This window comes from Microbacterium pseudoresistens, from assembly GCF_013409745.1.
Lineage (GTDB): Bacteria > Actinomycetota > Actinomycetes > Actinomycetales > Microbacteriaceae > Microbacterium > Microbacterium pseudoresistens.
The window spans coordinates 2,210,932-2,229,060 of record NZ_JACCBH010000001.1; the positions used below are offsets into that span (position 1 = coordinate 2,210,932).

At 68.3% G+C, this 18,129-nt stretch carries 18 protein-coding genes; 11 read left to right on the top strand and 7 right to left on the bottom strand.

Annotation, left to right across the window (positions count from 1 at the left end; all coding sequences use genetic code 11):
• Positions 1 to 3: 3 nt before the first annotated feature.
• Together BKA02_RS10870 and BKA02_RS10875 are read left to right on the top strand one after the other, a co-directional pair.
• A complete protein-coding gene (locus BKA02_RS10870; protein WP_179433956.1) occupies positions 4 to 903 on the top strand; it encodes a metallophosphoesterase in 900 nt (299 codons plus the stop codon).
• A 75-nt stretch (positions 904 to 978) separates the two neighbouring features.
• On the top strand, positions 979 to 2,451 hold the full coding sequence (locus BKA02_RS10875; RefSeq protein WP_179433958.1) for an aspartate ammonia-lyase: 1,473 nt from the start codon (positions 979 to 981) through the stop codon (positions 2,449 to 2,451).
• A 75-nt stretch (positions 2,452 to 2,526) separates the two neighbouring features.
• Here the strand turns inward: BKA02_RS10875 and BKA02_RS10880 are convergent, their stop codons facing one another.
• Positions 2,527 to 3,396 carry a fumarylacetoacetate hydrolase family protein gene (locus BKA02_RS10880; RefSeq protein WP_179433960.1) on the bottom strand — a complete coding sequence of 290 codons (870 nt, stop codon included), beginning with the start codon at positions 3,394 to 3,396 and terminating at the stop codon, positions 2,527 to 2,529.
• Positions 3,397 to 3,490: 94 nt separating this feature from the next.
• On the opposite strand from BKA02_RS10880, the gene BKA02_RS10885 reads away from it, so the two are divergent.
• The 3 genes from BKA02_RS10885 (at position 3,491) to BKA02_RS10895 (ending at position 6,014) form a co-directional block, all read left to right on the top strand.
• A complete protein-coding gene (locus tag BKA02_RS10885) occupies positions 3,491 to 4,693 on the top strand; it encodes a PrsW family intramembrane metalloprotease (protein ID WP_179433962.1) in 1,203 nt (400 codons plus the stop codon).
• Positions 4,694 to 4,922: 229 nt separating this feature from the next.
• Positions 4,923 to 5,291 carry an FKBP-type peptidyl-prolyl cis-trans isomerase gene (locus BKA02_RS10890; protein WP_179433964.1) on the top strand — a complete coding sequence of 123 codons (369 nt, stop codon included), beginning with the start codon at positions 4,923 to 4,925 and terminating at the stop codon, positions 5,289 to 5,291.
• A gap of 171 nt (positions 5,292 to 5,462) precedes the next feature.
• Positions 5,463 to 6,014, top strand: coding sequence for a YceI family protein (locus tag BKA02_RS10895; protein ID WP_179433966.1), 552 nt, complete (start codon positions 5,463 to 5,465; stop codon positions 6,012 to 6,014).
• Positions 6,015 to 6,045: 31 nt separating this feature from the next.
• Here BKA02_RS10895 and BKA02_RS10900 read toward each other — a convergent pair whose 3' ends face one another.
• On the bottom strand, positions 6,046 to 7,332 hold the full coding sequence (locus BKA02_RS10900; RefSeq protein ID WP_179435426.1) for an MFS transporter: 1,287 nt from the start codon (positions 7,330 to 7,332) through the stop codon (positions 6,046 to 6,048).
• Between the two features lie 156 nt (positions 7,333 to 7,488).
• Between BKA02_RS10900 and rpsO the strand changes: the two genes are divergently transcribed.
• Entirely contained in the window at positions 7,489 to 7,758 is a 270-nt protein-coding gene (rpsO, locus tag BKA02_RS10905) for a 30S ribosomal protein S15 (protein WP_147037780.1), read from the top strand.
• A gap of 85 nt (positions 7,759 to 7,843) precedes the next feature.
• On the opposite strand, the gene BKA02_RS10910 is transcribed toward rpsO, so the two are convergent.
• Complete coding sequence (locus BKA02_RS10910) at positions 7,844 to 8,533, bottom strand: aspartate/glutamate racemase family protein (protein ID WP_179433968.1); 690 nt, start codon at positions 8,531 to 8,533, stop codon at positions 7,844 to 7,846.
• A 70-nt stretch (positions 8,534 to 8,603) separates the two neighbouring features.
• Between BKA02_RS10910 and BKA02_RS10915 the strand changes: the two genes are divergently transcribed.
• Both BKA02_RS10915 and BKA02_RS10920 read left to right on the top strand, forming a co-directional pair.
• Positions 8,604 to 9,497, top strand: a complete 894-nt coding sequence (locus BKA02_RS10915) for a hypothetical protein (RefSeq protein WP_179433970.1) — start codon at positions 8,604 to 8,606, stop codon at positions 9,495 to 9,497.
• Positions 9,487 to 9,840 carry a transcriptional regulator gene (locus BKA02_RS10920; RefSeq protein WP_179433972.1) on the top strand — a complete coding sequence of 118 codons (354 nt, stop codon included), beginning with the start codon at positions 9,487 to 9,489 and terminating at the stop codon, positions 9,838 to 9,840. Before BKA02_RS10915 ends, BKA02_RS10920 begins: the two co-directional genes overlap by 11 nt.
• A gap of 56 nt (positions 9,841 to 9,896) precedes the next feature.
• Here the strand turns inward: BKA02_RS10920 and BKA02_RS10925 are convergent, their stop codons facing one another.
• Complete coding sequence (locus tag BKA02_RS10925; protein ID WP_179433974.1) at positions 9,897 to 10,904, bottom strand: isopenicillin N synthase family dioxygenase; 1,008 nt, start codon at positions 10,902 to 10,904, stop codon at positions 9,897 to 9,899.
• Between the two features lie 185 nt (positions 10,905 to 11,089).
• On the bottom strand, positions 11,090 to 12,235 hold the full coding sequence (locus BKA02_RS10930) for an acyltransferase family protein (protein ID WP_179433976.1): 1,146 nt from the start codon (positions 12,233 to 12,235) through the stop codon (positions 11,090 to 11,092).
• A 144-nt stretch (positions 12,236 to 12,379) separates the two neighbouring features.
• Here BKA02_RS10930 and BKA02_RS10935 point away from each other — a divergent pair, with 144 nt between their 5' ends.
• Together BKA02_RS10935 and BKA02_RS10940 are read left to right on the top strand one after the other, a co-directional pair.
• Entirely contained in the window at positions 12,380 to 13,594 is a 1,215-nt protein-coding gene (locus tag BKA02_RS10935; protein WP_179435428.1) for an LLM class flavin-dependent oxidoreductase, read from the top strand.
• Between the two features lies 1 nt (position 13,595).
• Entirely contained in the window at positions 13,596 to 14,258 is a 663-nt protein-coding gene (locus tag BKA02_RS10940) for an FMN reductase (protein WP_179433978.1), read from the top strand.
• A 3-nt stretch (positions 14,259 to 14,261) separates the two neighbouring features.
• Here BKA02_RS10940 and BKA02_RS10945 read toward each other — a convergent pair whose 3' ends face one another.
• Together BKA02_RS10945 and BKA02_RS10950 are read right to left on the bottom strand one after the other, a co-directional pair.
• Positions 14,262 to 15,182 carry a phosphotransferase gene (locus BKA02_RS10945; protein ID WP_179433980.1) on the bottom strand — a complete coding sequence of 307 codons (921 nt, stop codon included), beginning with the start codon at positions 15,180 to 15,182 and terminating at the stop codon, positions 14,262 to 14,264.
• A 22-nt stretch (positions 15,183 to 15,204) separates the two neighbouring features.
• Positions 15,205 to 15,393, bottom strand: a complete 189-nt coding sequence (locus BKA02_RS10950) for a DUF5302 domain-containing protein (RefSeq protein WP_179433982.1) — start codon at positions 15,391 to 15,393, stop codon at positions 15,205 to 15,207.
• A gap of 268 nt (positions 15,394 to 15,661) precedes the next feature.
• Between BKA02_RS10950 and BKA02_RS10955 the strand changes: the two genes are divergently transcribed.
• Positions 15,662 to 17,938, top strand: a complete 2,277-nt coding sequence (locus BKA02_RS10955; protein WP_179433983.1) for a polyribonucleotide nucleotidyltransferase — start codon at positions 15,662 to 15,664, stop codon at positions 17,936 to 17,938.
• Positions 17,939 to 18,129: the final 191 nt, after the last annotated feature.

Here is an 18,129-nt window from a genome sequence, read left to right on the forward strand (position 1 = left end):
GCCATGCCGCAGTTCGGACGATTCGCTCCGCCCACGCACACCCTGATCCACCTCAGCGACCCGCATCTGCTCGCCGGAGGCGCCGCGCTGGGTGGCCGCTTCGACGTGGATGCGAACCTCGCGCGCACGTTGCGGGCGATCGAGTCGGCGGCCGAGAACCCGGATGCGATCGTCGTGACCGGCGACCTCGCCGACCTCGGTGAGCCGGAGGTGTACCGCCGGCTGCGCGCGAGCGTGGAACCGGTGGCCGAGCGCCTCGGCGCCCCGGTGATCTGGGTCGCGGGCAACCACGACGAACGGCCGGCACTGCGCGAGCATCTGCTCGGGGCCGCCCCCACGGAGGAGCCGGTGACGGGCGTGTGGGAGCAGAACGGGCTGCGGATCGTCACGCTCGACAGCACCGTGCCGGGCTGGCATCACGGCGACGTCGACGCCGTGCAACTCGCCTGGCTGGCCGATGTGCTCGCCGAGCCCGCGGAGCACGGCACGCTGCTGGCGATGCATCATCCGCCGGTGCCGAGCCACATCCCGTTCTTCGACATCCTCGAGCTACGCCATCAGGACGAGCTGGCGGCTGTGCTCGAGGGAACCGACGTGCGCGGCATTCTCGCCGGGCACCTGCACTACTCGCTGCACGGCACGTTCGCGGGCATCCCGGTGAGCGTCGCCTCGGCGACCTGCTACACGATGGATGTGTCGGCTCCCGCCCAGCGCGTGAACGGCATGGATGCCGCGCAGTCCTTCCAGCTCGTGCACGTGCGGCCCGAGGTGATCACCCATACCGTCGTGCCCGTCGTCGACGCCGATCCGGTGCAGACGTTCAGTCCGGAGTGGGTGGCGCAGATGGAACGGCTGAGCCCCGAGCAGCGCCTGGAGGCGTTCTCGCGCAAGCCTGCGCGCTGACGGGGTTCCGGGCGCGCGGCGATAGACTGAACCGTACCGGATGTCCCGTTCGTCACGACCCACAAGGATGTGTTCATGGCTTCTGCCGCGCCCGTTCAGACTCGTACCGAGACCGATTCGCTGGGAAGCAAGGAGATCCCCGCGGATGCGTACTGGGGCATCCATACGCTTCGCGCCGAAGAGAACTTCCCGATCACGAAGCGGCCGATCTCGGTGTACCCCGATCTCATCCGCGGTCTTGCGATGGTCAAGCAGGCCAGTGCGCGCGCGAACAAGGAGATCGGCACCCTCGACGCGGAGCGCGCCGACCTGATCGACGCCGCGGCGCAGCGTGTGATCGACGGCGAGTTCCACGACCAGTTCGGCGTCGGTGTGATCCAGGGCGGCGCCGGCACCTCGACGAACATGAACGCCAACGAGGTGATCACCAACATCGCCCTCGAGATGGCGGGACGCGAGAAGGGCGACTACGCCTATCTTTCGCCGATCGACCATACCAACCGCAGCCAGTCCACCAACGATGTCTATCCGACGTCCATCAAGATCGGCCTGTCGCTCACCCTGCGCTCGCTGCTGGATGAGCTCGACCTGTTGCGCCAGGCCTTCCTGAACAAGGCGGTCGAGTTCCACGACGTGCTCAAGGTGGGACGCACCCAGCTTCAGGATGCCGTGCCGATGACGCTGGGCCAGGAGTTCCACGGCTTCGCCACGACGCTCAGCGAAGACCACCACCGGCTCACCGAGAACGCGTCGCTGTTGTTCGAGATCAACATGGGCGCCACGGCCATCGGCACCGGCATCACCACCCACTCCGGTTATGCGCCGGCGGTGCTCCGGCATCTGCGCGAGATCTCCGGACTCGACCTCGAGACGGCGACTGACCTCGTGGAGTCCACGAGCGACACCGGCGCCTTCATGTCGTTCTCGTCGTCGCTCAAGCGCAACGCGATCAAACTCTCCAAGATCTGCAACGACCTGCGGCTGCTCTCCTCCGGCCCCCAGGCGGGGCTCGGCGAGATCAACCTGCCCGCGCAGCAGGCGGGGTCGAGCATCATGCCGGGCAAAGTCAACCCGGTCATCCCCGAGGTCGTCAACCAGGTGGCGTTCGCCGTCGTCGGCTCCGACGCGACGGTCACGATGGCCGTCGAGGGCGGCCAGCTGCAGCTCAACGCCTTCGAGCCCGTGATCGCGCACTCGATCTTCCAGTCGATCACGTGGATGCGCCAGGCGATGTGGACGCTGCGCGTCAACTGCGTCGACGGCATCACCGCCAACCGCGACCGCCTGGGCGCGATGGTCGGCTCCTCGGTGGGCGTGATCACGGCGCTGACTCCGTTCATCGGCTACGCCGCCTCGGCCGCGCTGGCCAAGACGGCGCTGCTCACCAAGCGCAACGTCGCCGACCTCGTCGTCGAGGCGGGGCTCATGAGCCGCGAAGAGGTCACCAAGCAGCTCTCACCCGCACGCCTGTCGGGGCTGGAGGCTGTGACCGCCGCGATTCCGATCGTCGCGGCCGAAGACCTCGTCGAGCCCGTCGCCGACGCCTGATTCGACCCGCAACGCATCGACGGCCGGCCCAGAGGGGTGCCGGCCGTCGATGCGTGAAGGCTCCGTGCGCGGTGATCAGTCGTCCAGGATGCGGCAGCGCGTGGTGAGCTCGCCGATGCCGTCGATGCCGACGGTGACCGTGGAGTGATCGCGCAGAAAGATCTGCGGGTCGCGCGAGTATCCGGCGCCGCCGGGGCTGCCGGTGGAGATGAGCGTGCCCGGCATGAGGGTGAGCGACTGCGACAGGTGCTCGATGAGCGTGGCGACCGAGCGCACCATCTGGCCGGTGGAGGCATCCTGCACGGTCTGGCCGTCGACCACAGCCCAGATGTGCAGATCCTGCGGATCGGGGATCTCGTCGGCCGTGACCACGACCGGGCCGGTGGGCGTGAAACCGTCGAACGACTTGCATCGCGACCACTGCGCCTCGGAGAACTGGATGTCGCGGGCCGTGATGTCGTTGACCACGGTGTAGCCCCACACATGATCGAGGGCGTCGTCGCGGGAGACGTTCTTGGCCGAGGCGCCGATGATGACGCCCAGCTCTGCCTCGTAGTCCACGGATTCGCTGAGCGAGCGCGGCCATGACGTGGTGCACTCGTGCCCGGTGAGCGAGTTCGGCCACAGCGTGAAGACCGTCGGGGCGGTGTCGGTCTTCAGGCCGAGCTCGGAGGAGTGCGCCGCGTAGTTCAGACCCACGGCGAGCACGGCGGGCGGACGCTGCACGGCCGATGCGTACTCCAGCCCCGCCATCGGGAGCCGCTGCGTGGTTCCGGCAGCGGCGGTGCGCACGGCGTCGAGCAGGGCGGGGCCGCCGTCGATGAGCTCCTGCAGCGCGGCCGGAGCGTCAGCGAAGAGAGAAGCGACAGGAAGCGCCCCGGAATCGTCCAGCACGGCGAGAACCGCGGAGGGGGAGTCGGGGGTGCGCAGATGAGCGAACCGCATGTCTCCACGGTACCGGGATTCGCGCCCGTTCCGCGTGCGTTCGCCGCCGAGTCACGCGCTCATCCCGTGCGGGCGGCCCGTCTAGGCTTTGAGCATGAGCACCGGTGCCCCTTTTCCCTCGCCGCTGCCGGGCGCGCAACGCGCCGCGCCCGCATCCCCTCTTCCGACTGCGCGTTACGCTCCGCCGCCCGCTCCCGCGGCTCCGGAGGCGCCGCTGCCCGTCGTGCCGGCGCGCAAGGGACGATCGGTGTCGGTCTGGCTTTTCGGCCTGCTCGCCGTGCTGCTGCTCGGCCTCATCGCGTACTTCACCGCCTTCCTCGGTGCGGCGGCCTCGGTCGTGGGGCTCGTGCTCGCGCTCATCCCCCTCGGCGTCGTGCTGTTCGGCGTCTATCTCATCGACCGATGGGAGCCCGAGCCGCGCGGCGTCATGGCCTTCGCGATCGGATGGGGCGCGACCGCGGCCATCGCCATCGCGCTCGGCGTCGATCTTCTGATGAGCTTCGTCGTGCGCGGCCCCATGCGCGAGGTGTTCACGAGCGTGGTGCAGGCGCCCATCGTGGAAGAAGTCGGAAAGGGTCTCGGCGTGCTGCTGATCTTCGTCGTCGCACGTCGCGCATTCGATGGGCCCGTCGACGGTGTCGTGTACGGTGCGCTCGTCGGTGCCGGGTTCGCCTTCACCGAGAACATCCAGTACTTCGCCATCAGCCTCGTCGAGGGCGGCGGCGCCGAGCTGACCTGGACCTTCCTCCTGCGTGCGATCCTGTCGCCGTTCGCGCACGCCATGTTCACGGCCGTCACCGGATTCGCCATCGGACTCGTCGCGCGTCGGCAGGGATCGACGGGCGCGGCCGTCGGCGCGGGCATGCTCGGTCTTCTCGGTGCCGTCGTCCTGCACGCGCTGTGGAACGGATCGGCGCTGTTCGGCGACTTCTACGCCCTCTACTTCACCCTGCAGGTGCCGTTGTTCGTCGGATTCATCATCGCCATCGTCGCGCTGCGCCGCGAGGAGGAGAAGGTCACCCGCACCCGCCTCACCGACTATGCGGATGCCGGCTGGTTCACCGCGCAGGAGGTCACGATGCTCGCGACCAAGGGCGGGCGCAAGGCCGCGCTGGCCTGGGCCGCGTCACTGCGCGAGGATCGCCGGCCGCTCATGCGCTCGTTCATCAGGGACGCCACGACCCTGGCCGCGGTGCGCCAACGTGCGGTGGCGGGCTCCGATCCGCTCGCGGCGTACGACGAGCGGGCGCTGCTCGCGCGCACCGCGGCGACGCGGGCGGCGCTGCTGGCCTACTGAGTGCTTCCGGCTCTCGATCAGCATCCCGGACAGACTCAGCGCCCGGTGCCGCGGCGATGCCTGCGTGTCTCCCGGGCGCTGAGTTGACCTGCCCTCAGGGTGCACCCGGTTCGTCCGGGTTGTCAAGCATCCGCCCGCCCGTGGTCGTGCTGTGATGCCCCTGCCGTGTTCGCTCTCGGCGCGCGGGTCCGCGTTGACCGCACGGAGCCGCTCGGGTTGGATGGTTCCCATGACTGAGCGCACAAAGCCCGAGTTCGACGCACCGACCGGACCTGCTCCCACCGAGCTCGTCGTCCGCGACATCATCGAGGGGACCGGCGACGAGGCGAAGCCCGGCGACACCGTGACGGTGCACTACGCCGGCGTCGAGTACGACTCCGGTGAGGAGTTCGACTCGTCGTGGGGTCGCGGAGAGACGATCCAGTTCCCGCTGCGCGGCCTCATCCAGGGGTGGCAGGAGGGCATCCCCGGCATGAAGGCGGGTGGTCGACGTGAGCTCGTCATCCCGCCGCAGCTCGCCTATGGCCCCGCGGGGTCGGGGCACTTCCTCGGCGGCAAGACCCTCATCTTCATCATCGACCTCATCGCCGTCGGCTGACCTCGACCGCGACCCGGGCCCTCTCGCCACGTGCGAGGGGGCCCCTTTTGCCATCGGGGCATTTTCTTCCGACTCGCGGGAATACATGCATACGCATGTAAGTTGTCCTCTCTGTCGCCGATCGTGCGGCATCTGCAACCGACGCTCATCCCGACGAGGAGAACCACACCCATGACCATCGACATCCCCGGCTACCGCCCCGGCACCTGGACCCTCGACCCCGCTCACAGCGAGGTCACCTTCAGCGTGCGCCACATGATGATCTCGAAGGTCCGCGGCAGCTTCGGCGTGAAGAGCGCCACGATCGTCGCCCCGGAGAACCCGCTCGACGCGAAGGTCGAGGCCAGCGTCGACGTCACCTCGATCGACACGAACGACGAGGGCCGCGACACCCACCTGCGCTCGGCGGACTTCTTCGACGTGGAGAACCACCCGACCATGGAGTTCCGCTCCCGCAGCGCCCGCGTGGAGGACGGCGACCTGTTCGTCGACGGCGACCTCACCATTCGCGGCGTCACCCGCCCCGTGAGCTTCGCGCTCGACTTCGGCGGCTTCGGCACCGACCCGTGGGGCAACTACAAGGCCGGCGCATCGGCGACGGCGACGATCGACCGCGAGGACTTCGGCCTCACCTGGAACGCGGCGCTGGAGACCGGCGGCGTGCTCGTGGGCAAAGACGTCACGATCAACCTCGACCTGCAGGGCTCGCTCGCGCAGGACTGAATCCGGACGCTCAAGAGAACCCCGGACCCGCTCAGGGCTCGGGGTTCTCCGCGTCATAGGCGCGAAAGCGCGGCGACAGGCGCACGAGCATCGCCACGATGACGATCACGAGCAGCCCGCCCAGCAGCGGCGGGAACCACAGGCTGCTGATGGCCGCCAGCGCGCCGACGTAGAGCGCGCCGAGGCGCGGGCCTCCCGTGACGACCACCACGAAGATGCCCTGCAGGCGGCCGCGGATGTTGTCGGGCACGGATGCCTGCATCATGGTGCTGCGGTAGATGGAGCTGATGTTGTCGGAGGCGCCGGAGCCGGCCAGGGCGATGCACGCCGCCACGATGAGGCCGAGATTCACAGTCGTCTCGCTCACCGGCGGCAGCCAGATGCCCACGAGCAGGACCGCGCCGAACGCGAGGATGCACGCGCCGTACGCCTGGATCGCCCGCTCGATGCCGCGGCCGTGCCACCGGTAGCGCACGATCCTGCCCGAGAACAGGCTCGACAGGAACGTGCCCGCGGCGACCGACGCGGTCAGGGCGCCGGTGGTGACCGCGCCGCCGCCGAGCAGCAGCGTCCCCAGCGCCGGGTACAGCGCCATCGGCTGCCCGAACGTCATCGCGGTGATGTCGAGGATGTACTGCATCCGGATGTTGCCCGCGCGCCTGAGGAACTGCCATCCGTCGATGAGCGATGCGAGTCCCGGGCGGATCACGGTGCCCTCGGGGCGCAGTGCCGGAAGAGTCCACAGCCCCAGGAACATCGCCAGCATCAGCACGACGTCGATCGTGTACGTCCAGCCGTACCCGGTCATGGCGACGAGGATCCCGGCCAGCGCCGGGCCGACCATGAGCATCACTCCGATCGTGATGCCGTTCAGCGCCGAGGCCGACGCCAGCAGCTGGCGGGGGAGCAGGCGCGGGATGATCGCGGTGCGGGTGGCGAGGCTCACCGAGTTCGCGGCGGCGTTCACGACGCTGAGCACGTACAGCCACCAGATGGTCTCCAGGTGGGCCCAGGTGAGCACGGCCAGCAGCAGGGTGGAGGCGAAGGTGATGACAGCCGCGATGAGCGCGACCTTCCGGCGGTCGAAGGCGTCGGCGAGCATCCCTCCGTACAGACCCGCGAGGATCATCGGCACGAGTCCTGCAACGGCCACCATCGACACGGCGAAAGTGCTGCTCGTCAGCTCGAACACGTGCAGCATGACGGTCACGAGGGTGAGCTGGCCGCCGAGCCCGGTGAGGGTCGAACCGATCCACAGCCGAGTGAAGGCGCCGCTGGCGCGGAAGGGACGCAGATCGATCAGGGCGCTGGGCACCAGACGAGGGTATCCGCTGTGCTCGGGGACAGGTCGCGTTCCTCGAGGCGTTCTGGGACTGGTAGACTCTATTGGTTGCCGTTTGATCGGCCGCGGATAAAGAGAGCCCTCGCATCAGGCGTCGGGCGCCGCGCAACAAGCAGAGAGGGGATCGAATCTATGGCACTGGAAGCAGACGTCAAGAAGGCGATCATCGAAGAGTACGCGACGCACCCCGGTGACACCGGATCCCCCGAGGTGCAGGCCGCGATGCTGACGCAGCGCATCAAGGACCTCACCGAGCACCTCAAGGAGCACAAGCACGACCACCACTCGCGTCGTGGCCTGTTCCTGCTCGTCGGTCAGCGCCGCCGTCTGCTCGGCTACCTCCAGGGCGTGGACATCGAGCGCTACCGCTCGCTGATCCAGCGCCTCGGGCTTCGCCGATAAGGCATCCGCCAGCGTACAGTCGCGCAAAACATTCTTGAGAAGGCCGCCCCCGGTGGGGCGGCCTTCGTCGTTCCCGCCCGTTGTATCAGAGACCGGCGGCGTCGAGCGCGGCGGCGACGTGGATCGCCGTGGTGGGGAACACCGGCACGGGGGAGTGGCTCTGGCCGACGAGCAGCTCGATCTCCGTGCAACCGAGGATGATCCCCTCAGCCCCTGCGTCGACGAGACGCGCGATGACGCGCTGGTACACCGTGCGAGAGTGCTCTTCGACGACGCCGTGCACGAGCTCGTCGTAGATGATCCGGTGCACCTGAGCGCGATCGTCCACCTCGGGGATGATCGCACTCAGCCCGTGATCCGCGAGGCGGTCGCGATAGAACGGCTCCTCCATCGTGAACGCCGTGCCGAGCAGGCCCACGGTGGTGAGCCCCTGCGCGATGATCGCCTCGGCCGTCGTGTCGCCGATGTGCAGGAACGGAACGGTGAGCGCATCGACGATCCGGTCGGCGACGATGTGCATCGTGTTGGTGCAGAGCACGACGATCCCTGCTCCGGCCTGTTCCAGGCGCTGCGCGTGCTCCGCGAGGATGCGGCCGGCCGCATCCCAGTCGCCCGCTGCCTGCAGCGCCTCGATCGCGGCGAAGTCGAGCGAGTCGAGCAGGATGGGTGCGGAGTGGTAGCCGCCGAGTCGATCCCGCACCCGCTCGTTGGCGAGGCGATACCAGTCCAGCGATGATTCCCAGCTCATCCCGCCCAGCACGCCGATCGTCTTCATCACGGCAGACTACCGGGCGAGTGCGGGACCGATGATTGACTTTCCTCTTGGAAAGCTGCAAGCTTTCCGTATGGAAAGCGATCGCCCTTTCGAGCAGCGCCCGGAAGCGGGACAGGAGCCGTTGACGCCGCCGCCATCTGACGTCGCGGTGGCGTATCTCGACGAAGCCGCCGCCGTGGGGCGCCGTCGTGACGTCTACGTCGACCGGCGGCTCTCCGCGCGCTTGCACGTCGCGAACGCCATCGTCTTCTTCGCCTTTTTCTCACTCGCGATGTTCGCCAGCGTGCCGAGTCGGAGCACGAGCATCATGCTCGTGCTCGTGCCGGTGCTTGTCTGGAGTCGCCTGCAGACGGAGCTGCGCGAGAGCAGGGGTGCCCAGATGCGGATGACCGGACAGGCGAGAGCCTGGTATCTCGCGGCGTTCGTCGTCATCCTGGGAGCGTTCCTCACGCTCACCTGGTTGCGCATCTCGGGACAGATCTCGGTGTCGCCGATGCTGCTGATCCCTGGGGTCCTGGCGGGCATCGTCTTCGGCATCTTCGCGTTCCGCGATGCGCGGCGGAGTGTGCGGCAAGAGCACGAACGTCCGCCGCGTCCGCCGTTCTCGTTCGGCGAACGAATGATGACCCTCGCAATCGGCGTCGGTCTCGGGGCACTGGCTGCCGCGTCCGCGGCGTGGGGTGAGATCCCCGTGGTGGCTTCGGCGCTGTTCCTGGTGGCGGTGTTGGGGATGCTCCTGTGGTTCTTGACAGCGCAGGTGAGCGGCTCGGTTCCCGCCCCGGGCGCGGTCTGGCGCGCGCCGCAGTGGTGCGTGTTCGCGGGCGCTGCCGGTCTTCTTGCCGTGGTCGCCGCATCGCCGGCGTTCGGCGTCGTCGTGCCGGGTGCCATCGGGTTCGCGATCGGGACGGTGATCATCGCCGCCTTCGTCGTGACCGCCTTCGTGGGAGGACGCCATGAGGAGTGACGGCCGGTCGCATCCACGCGCGCGTCTCGACGACAATTTCGCCAGTGCCATCCGCTTCTCCCTCATGGCGTCGCTGGAGGAGGATCTGGAGCTGGACTTCGCCACGTTGGGCGAGATCCTCGATGTCGGCGATTCCGCGCTGAGCAAGGCGATCTCGCACCTCAACGCCGCAGGGTACGTCACGGCGCGTCGAGGACAGGTGGGTTCGCGGCCGCGCACCTGGGTGCGCGCCACGATGATGGGTGTGTCTGCGTTCGCCAGGCATCTGGATGCGCTGCAGGCCATTGTCGAGTTCGGACACGGCACCGCGACCGGCGAGAGGGAGAAACCAGCCGCACGGTGAGGAACCACGCCCGTGGGTCCCCACGGTGAAAGTGATTCTCGGGTGGGGTGGGGTGTTCAGATGGCGGCGGCGGCCACCAGGTCGGGGTGGTGGATCGCGGCGACGTCGGGATGGGCGCGCAGGCGCGACTTGAGCGCGTTCTCGCCGTACAGGCTGTGGATGGGGTTCGTCGGGTCGGCGGTCACACCGGTCGCCTGCGCGGCGAGATCGGCGGGCAGTTCGATGATCGGCAGCAGCGCATCCAGCGCCGGGTTGAAGAAGAACGGGATCGAGATCCGCTCGTCGGGGGCCTTGGGCGACACGACACGGTGGTTGGTGGCCTTGAGGTAGCCGCCCGTGGCGTACTCGAGCAGTTCGCCGATGTTCACGACGAACGCGCCGTCTACAGGCGGCGCGTCCACCCAGGTGCCGTCGCGCTCCACCTGCAGTCCGCCCTTGCCGGGCTCCACCCACAGCAGCGTCAGCACGCCCGAGTCCTTGTGCGCTCCCACGCCCTGCTGCGGCTCGGGCTCGTCCGTGCCGGGGTAGCGGACGATCTTCAGCAGCGTCGAGGGCTCGCCGAAGTTCGCGTCGAAGTACGACTCCTCCGCACCCAGGGCGAGCGCCCAGGCGCGCAACAGCTTCCGCGAGACGCCGATGAGGTGATCCTGCCACTCCTCGGCAACCTCGCGCAGCTCGGGCTGCGCCGCCGGCCACAGGTTCGGACCGATGAGGCGGTTGAACGCCGGGCCGCCCTCGACGGCGTCGCGCTCCGCGCCGATGTCGATCTGTTCGCGCCAGTCGACCTTGCCCTGCGTGCGCTCGCCGCCGATACGGGTGTACCCGCGGAAGTGCGGGCTAGTCACGTTCTCGATCGCGAGCTTGTCCTGTTCGGGCAGGGCGAAGAAGTCGAGCGCGGCCCGGTGCAGACGCGCCTCGAGCTCGGGGGAGATGCCCGTGCCCGTCAGGTAGAAGAAGCCGACGTCGTGCGTCGCGGCGCGCAGGTCGTCGCGGAACTGCCGAGCGGCCTCGGGGCCGGCGTCGAGGCGGGAGAGGTCGAGGATCGGGAGCGTCAGATCAGCCATGGATCGAGGCTAGGTCTGCGCTCCCGCCGTCGTCTCGTTTGTTGCCGTCTATGACCGGTTCCGGTATCGCTACCTTTGCCGCCTCAGGCGTCTGGGCGATCCCTCCCGGCGCTGCCGAAGGCTCGTTCGTCGGGGCGTCGCTGTTCGCCTGAGCATGCGTGCGGTCGTGCTCGCGACCAGTGGCCTCAGCGCCGAGGCGTGTCGCGCGGTCGCCGCGACCCCGTTGGATCGTTGCGGTGCCCCCCGGATCCGGCCAGCGCGGCGTCGCCGATCAGCCAGCGCGGTCGCGGCTCGATGAGCGGGCGCAGCACCGTGCGCACCGGCTTCGAGGCGAGGCCCAGCGCGATGAGCACGGAGGCGACGACGACCGCGGGAAGCCAGAACCAGGTGGGATCCAGTCCGCGCAGCACCCCCGACTCGCGGAACGGGTACAGCACGAAGGAGTGCAGCAGGTACACGTACATCGTGTAGCGGCCGAATGCCGTCCACCACAGGCCGCGCCGCGGCACGAGGGCGAAGAAGGCGGCCGAGAGGATCAGTGCGATCGCCATGAGGACCAGTCGCACTCCGCCGGCCCACCACTGCTCGCCGGCCAGGTCGGCGTAGGCGTCTTCGTAGAAGAGCCAGTGCCGCAGGTCGATCGCCTCCCACAGCTCCAGGCCCGCCCAGGCGATCCATCCCGCGGCAGCCAGCACGACCGCGGCGATGGCGCCCACCCACCACGGGCGACGACCGAGCAGTCCGAGGCGCTCGACGATGCGATGCTCGCGCAGCCACCAGCCGAAGGTGAAGAAGAACAGCAGGCCGAGGGTGCGCGACAGCGAGAAGGTGCTGTCGACGTTGGGGAGGTAGCCCACGGCCAGCGAGATCAGCAGCGCCCAGGCGAGCGGCCAGCGTAGCAGGGCGAGGTAGGGGAGCACGAGCCGGAAGATGCCGAGGGCGAGCAGGAACCACAGTGTCCACGACGGCTGGGTGAGGTTCGGGTCGGCGCGTCCTTCGACGAGCCATTTCGTGAGCGTCCACAGCGCCTCGAAGACGACGTACGGCACGAGGATGTCGGTGATCACCCGTGCCATCTGGCGCTTGGTCGGCGGCGATGATTTGGAGAAATAGCCCGAGATGATCGCGAAGGCGGGCATGTGGAAGGCGTAGACGGCGACGTACAGCGCGAGGGCGATCTTCGAGTCGTAGGTGAGGCGCTGCACGGCGTGGCCGAGCACGACGAGCACGATGCAGGCGAAGCGGGCGTTGTCCCAGAAGGGCACGCGCCGCGTCTTCGTGCGCCGCGCAGGCGGGGCACCGCCAGCGGATTCCGGGGTCGTGCCGTGCATTCTTCGATCGTAAGGGGCGCGATCCGAGGGCACGGGGAATACTCGGAGCAGAGGCGTGTTGGATAAAGTGTATTCACCTGAATGCAAATGGCACGACGAACCGGAGACGAAGTGAACGAGCAGGGCACCATGGCGCACAGCGGGATGCAGTTCGGCCTGATGTCGGTCAGTGACATCACTCAGAACCCCACGACGGGGGAGACGCCCAGCGAGGCGGAGCGCATCCAGGCGACCGTCGCCATCGCCACGCACGCCGAGGAGGCGGGACTCGACGTCTTCGCGATCGGCGAGCACCACAATCCGCCGTTCTGGTCCTCGAGCCCTACGACGTTCCTCGCCTATATCGCCGCGCAGACGAAGCGGATCATCGTCTCCACCTCCACGACGCTGATCACCACGAACGACCCGGTGCGCATCGCCGAGGAGTACGCGATGCTGCAGCATCTCTCCGGGGGTCGGATGGATCTGATGATGGGCCGCGGCAACACCGGCCCGGTCTATCCGTGGTTCGGCAAGGATATCCGGCAGGGCCTGCCCCTGGCGATCGAGAACTACGCGCTGCTGCACAAACTGTGGACCGAGGACGTCGTCGACTGGGAGGGAACCTTCCGCACGCCGCTGCAGGGCTTCACCTCCACGCCGCGTCCACTCGACGGCGTCGCACCCTTCGTCTGGCACGGTTCGATTCGCACGCCCGAGATCGCCGAGCAGGCCGCGTACTACGGCGACGGCTTCTTCGCCAACAACATCTTCTGGCCGGCCTCGCACTACCAGCGCCTCATCGGCCTGTACCGCCAGCGCTGGGAGCACTACGGTCACGGCGCACCCGAGACGGCGATCGTGGGCCTGGGCGGTCAGGCGTTCATCGCGAAGAACTCGCAGGATGCCGTGGCGCAGTTCCGCCCCTACTTCGACAACGCGCCGGTCTACGGTCACGGGCCGTCGATGGAGGACTTCACCGAGATGACGCCGCTCACCGTCGGTTCGCCGCAGCAGGTCATCGACCGCTATGCCGGGATGCGCGAGCTGTACGGCGACTACCAGCGCCAGCTGTTCCTGATGGACCACGCCGGTCTGCCGTTGAAGACGGTGCTGGAGCAGATCGACTTCCTCGGCGAGGAGGTCGTGCCGGTGCTGCGCCGCGAGCTGGCCGTCGACCGGCCCGCCGAGGTGCCGGATGCGCCCACGCACGCCGCCCGCGTACGCGCCGTGTACGGCGACGGCCCGACCCGCCAGGCCCGGCCCGGCGCCAACCGCGGCGACAATCTCACCGCGGGATCGCCCTACCAGGACGGCGGACTGCCCGCCCCCGCCGGTGCCGCATTCGGCGCCGCTGCTACGACCGCGAAGGAGAACTGAGATGAGCGCCCGTCGCATCGCCGTGATCTCGGCCGGCCTGTCCACGCCCTCGTCCACCCGGATGCTCGCCGATCGCCTGACCGCCGCGACGGCCACGGCACTCGGCGAGCTCACCGGACCCGACGGCGCGCCGATCGAGGTGTCCGTCGACGTGGTCGAGCTCCGCGATCTCGCCCACGCGATCACCGACAACCTGCTCACCGGCTTCGCCTCCGCCGAGCTCGAGTCGGCCATCAACACGGTCGTCTCCGCCGATGCGCTGATCGCCGTGACGCCGATCTTCTCGACGAGCTATTCCGGACTGTTCAAGTCGTTCATCGACGTGCTCGACCCGGATGCTCTGCGCGGCATGCCCGTGCTCCTGGGGGCGAACGCGGGTACGGCGCGTCATTCGCTCGCGATCGACTACGCCCTGCGCCCGTTGTTCGCCTATCTGCACGCCGATACCGTCTCGACCGGTGTGTTCGCCGCATCGGCGGACTGGGGAGGCGCGGGGGACGACGTCGCCCCGCTCGCTGCGCGCATCGAGAAGGGCGCGCGAGAGCTGGCAGAGGCGATGGCCCGCCGCGATGCGCGCACCGGCAACGATCCGTTCGACCCGGCGAACTATCTCGGCGAGGGAGGCTCCTTCGGCCACCTTCTCGGAGGACTCGCGGGCGAATAGCGCCTACGGCCGCCGAGGGCGCGTATTGCGAAGATATGACCTCCAGCTCAGGCATTCGTCGAGATCCGCGACTCCGACATCGGCGGCATCGTGTGCGACGAAGATCGCGGAGTCCACGAGTCCGGCGAGGTCGAAGGCGACGGGAAGCAACTCCCGCTCGGCCTCGGACAACGGCCGGACCGCCTCATATCCGGCCAGGACGGCTTCATCCATGCCGTCCGGCAGGCCGAGATCCGGGGTGTCGAGCGCCGCGTACTGAAGCACCCTGGCGACATCGACGATGAGCGGACCGCGGTTGAGTTCGTCGAAGTCGAGGAGTGCGGTCACCTCGCCGTCTGCGACGAGGACGTTCTGTCGATGAAGGTCGTGGTGGAGCGGCCCCGTGGGGAGGCGCTCCAGCCGATCGAGCTCGTCTGCGTGGTCCTCCAGGAACCGCCCGATTCTCTCACGCCAGGCGTCGGCGCCGGAGAGCGGCGGCCGGGAGTCCGCGGCTTCCCGCAGGAGAGCGACTCGGTCGATCACCGGCACGCGCCGGTCGATCCAGCCCGCGGTGAGCACATGCATCCGGGCCAGGAGCGCTCCGAGGCGCGCGGCCAGAGCTGCGGTCATCGCCTCGGGGACGTCACCCTCGATCCAAGGGAACACCGCGAAAGGGTGTTTGGCTTCCAGCACGAACTCATCGCCCGCCGGCAACGGCGCGGGAGTGGGGAAGCCATGCTCGGCGAGGAACCCGACGAGCCGCAGCTCGGCGCGGATCTTCTCGATCCCGGACTTCCGGTACTCGCGCACGACCATCTCGCCGTGGTCGGTCGTGACTCGGAAGTTGCCGTTGTCCTCGCCGCCTTCGAGCACCGTAGGCAGGCCGACGGGACGGAGGCCGAACGGGGCCAGGATCTCGGGGAGGTCGATCTGCTGCCACTGCACGAGGCGGACTCCCGACGGATGCTCAGCCGCTCTTGCGCCGGAACTCGCGCTTCGTCTTGGCCCCGGCGGTGTGGTGCACGACGGAGTCGCCGTCGAGGTGCGCCTCGCCCTGACGCTGATGCGCGTTCTTCTTCTCCAGCGCTTCCTTGAACTTGCGCTTCATCTCGTCGGAGGGCGCTGCGCTACTGTTGCCGTCGTCGTTGCCGCTCATACGCTCAGCCTAGCCATGATGGGGCCGTCGTCGAGCGGATTCATCGGGATTGCCTGGCATCGCTGGTAGGCTGGCAGGTGGAGCGGTCGGTTGAGAAGCTGGTCCCCTGTGGTGGATTCCCCGAAGAATTCGGGTGATCGTCCACTGGTGGCCAGCACCGATGACAAGGCGCGGGATTTCCGCGTGTCGGGATCTGCCGAGATCCGCTCCTCGATGATGCTCGCGTGTCACACGGATGCGCGAGTCTAAACAAAGAAGGAGAGACCTCTTGGAAGGTCCTGAAATCACCGCCGCCGAAGCCGTTCTCGACAATGGCCGATTCGGCACCCGTACCGTTCGTTTCGAGACCGGGCGTCTCGCCCAGCAGGCGCAGGGCGCCGTCGCGGCGTACCTCGACGAAGAGACGATGATCCTGTCGGCCACCAGCGCCGGCAAGCACCCCCGCGAGGGCTTCGACTTCTTCCCGCTGACCGTCGATGTCGAGGAGCGCTCGTACGCCGCCGGCAAGATCCCCGGCTCGTTCTTCCGCCGCGAGGGCCGCCCCTCGACCGAGGCGATCCTCGTGTGCCGTCTCATCGATCGCCCGCTGCGCCCGTCGTTCGTCGACGGCCTGCGCAACGAGGTCCAGATCGTCATCACGGTGCTCTCGATCGCACCGGGCGAGTACTACGACGCCCTCGCGATCAACGCGGCCTCGGCCTCCACGCAGATCTCCGGTCTGCCGTTCTCGGGCCCCATCGCCGGCGTGCGCCTTGCGCTCGTTCCTGGTCACGGCCAGCACGAGGATCAGTGGGTCGCGTTCCCGAACCAGGCTCAGGTCGAGGAGGCCGTGTTCGACCTCATGGTCGCCGGCCGTGTGGTCAAGAAGGCCGACGGCACCGAAGACGTCGCGATCATGATGGTCGAGGCCGAGGCCACAGAGAACAGCTGGAACCTCATCAAGGGCGGGGCCGTCAAGCCGAGCGAGGACATCGTCGCCGGTGGCCTGGAGGCCGCGAAGCCCTTCCTCAAGCAGCTCGTCGAGGCGCAGGCCGAGATGGCGAAGCACTCGTCGAAGGAGCCGGGCGTCTACCCGGTCTTCCCGGCCTATGAGCAGGCGACCTACGACTTCATCGCGAAGTCTGCGACCGCCGACCTCGAGAAGGTCTACCAGATCGCCGACAAGATCGAGCGCCAGAACGCCGACGACGAGGTCAAGGACCGTGTCAAGGCCGAGGTCGCTGCGGCCATCGAGGCGGGCACGCTGCCCGAGTCCGCTGCCGGCGAGATCTCCGGTGCGTACAAGTCGGTCACCAAGAACATCGTCCGTGGGCGCATCCTCGCCGAGGGCGTGCGCATGGACGGCCGTGGCCTTGCCGACATCCGCCCGCTCGACGCCGAGGTGCAGGTCATCCCTCGCGTGCACGGCTCGGCGATCTTCCAGCGCGGCGAGACCCAGATCATGGGCGTCACCACGCTGAACATGCTCAAGATGGAGCAGCAGATCGACTCGCTCTCTCCCACGACGAGCAAGCGCTACATGCACCACTACAACTTCCCGCCCTACTCGACCGGTGAGACCGGCCGCGTCGGGTCGCCGAAGCGTCGCGAGATCGGGCACGGCTTCCTCGCCGAGCGCGCCCTCGTGCCGGTGCTGCCCAGCCGCGAGGAGTTCCCGTACGCGATCCGTCAGGTCTCCGAGGCTCTCGGCTCCAACGGCTCGACGTCGATGGGCTCCGTCTGCGCATCGACCCTGTCGCTGCTGAACGCGGGTGTGCCGCTGCGCGCACCCGTGGCCGGCATCGCCATGGGCCTGGTCTCGGACGAGGTCGACGGGCAGACGCGCTACGCCGCGCTGACCGACATCCTCGGTGCTGAAGACGCCCTGGGGGACATGGACTTCAAGGTCGCCGGAACCAGCGAGTTCATCACTGCGATCCAGCTCGACACGAAGCTCGACGGCATCCCCTCGGATGTGCTGGCTGGCGCGCTGACGCAGGCGAAGGACGCGCGTCTGACGATCCTGAACGTGCTGAACGCCGCGATCGACGCTCCTGACGAGATGGCGCCCACTGCGCCGCGCGTCATCAGCGTGCAGATCCCGGCGGACAAGATCGGCGAGCTGATCGGCCCGAAGGGCAAGACGATCAACGCGATCCAGGACGAGACCGGTGCGCAGATCTCCATCGAGGAGGACGGCACGGTCTACATCGGCGCCGTCGACGGACCGTCGGCCGAGGCCGCCCGTGCGCAGGTGAACGCGATCGCCAACCCGACGAACCCCGAGGTCGGCGAGCAGTTCCTGGGCACGGTCGTGAATGTGCGCGACGGCCTGGGCGCCTTCGTGTCGCTCCTGCCCGGCAAGGACGGTCTGCTGCACATCAGTCAGCTGCGCAAGCTCAACGGCGGACAGCGCGTCGAGAACGTCGGCGACATCGTGAGCGTCGGTCAGAAGATCCTCGTGAAGATCTCGAAGATCGATGACCGCGGCAAGCTGTCGCTGGAGCCCGTGGTCGACGAGCCCGCCGAGGACGCGTCGAAGGAGGCCGCGCCCGTCGAGGCGTGATCGGCATCGTCTGACAGGCGCTCGGCCTACAGGGCCGTGTCGCCCCGAATCGGGGAGGACACGGCCCTGTCGTCGTGTTCGTGATCGAATAGTTATGCGATGTTCGCCGGAACGTTGCCTCAATGAACGGTTCCGTCTGCGGACTCCCATACTCTGTCTTTACGCACCGGGGGTGCGTGATTCGCTGCAAG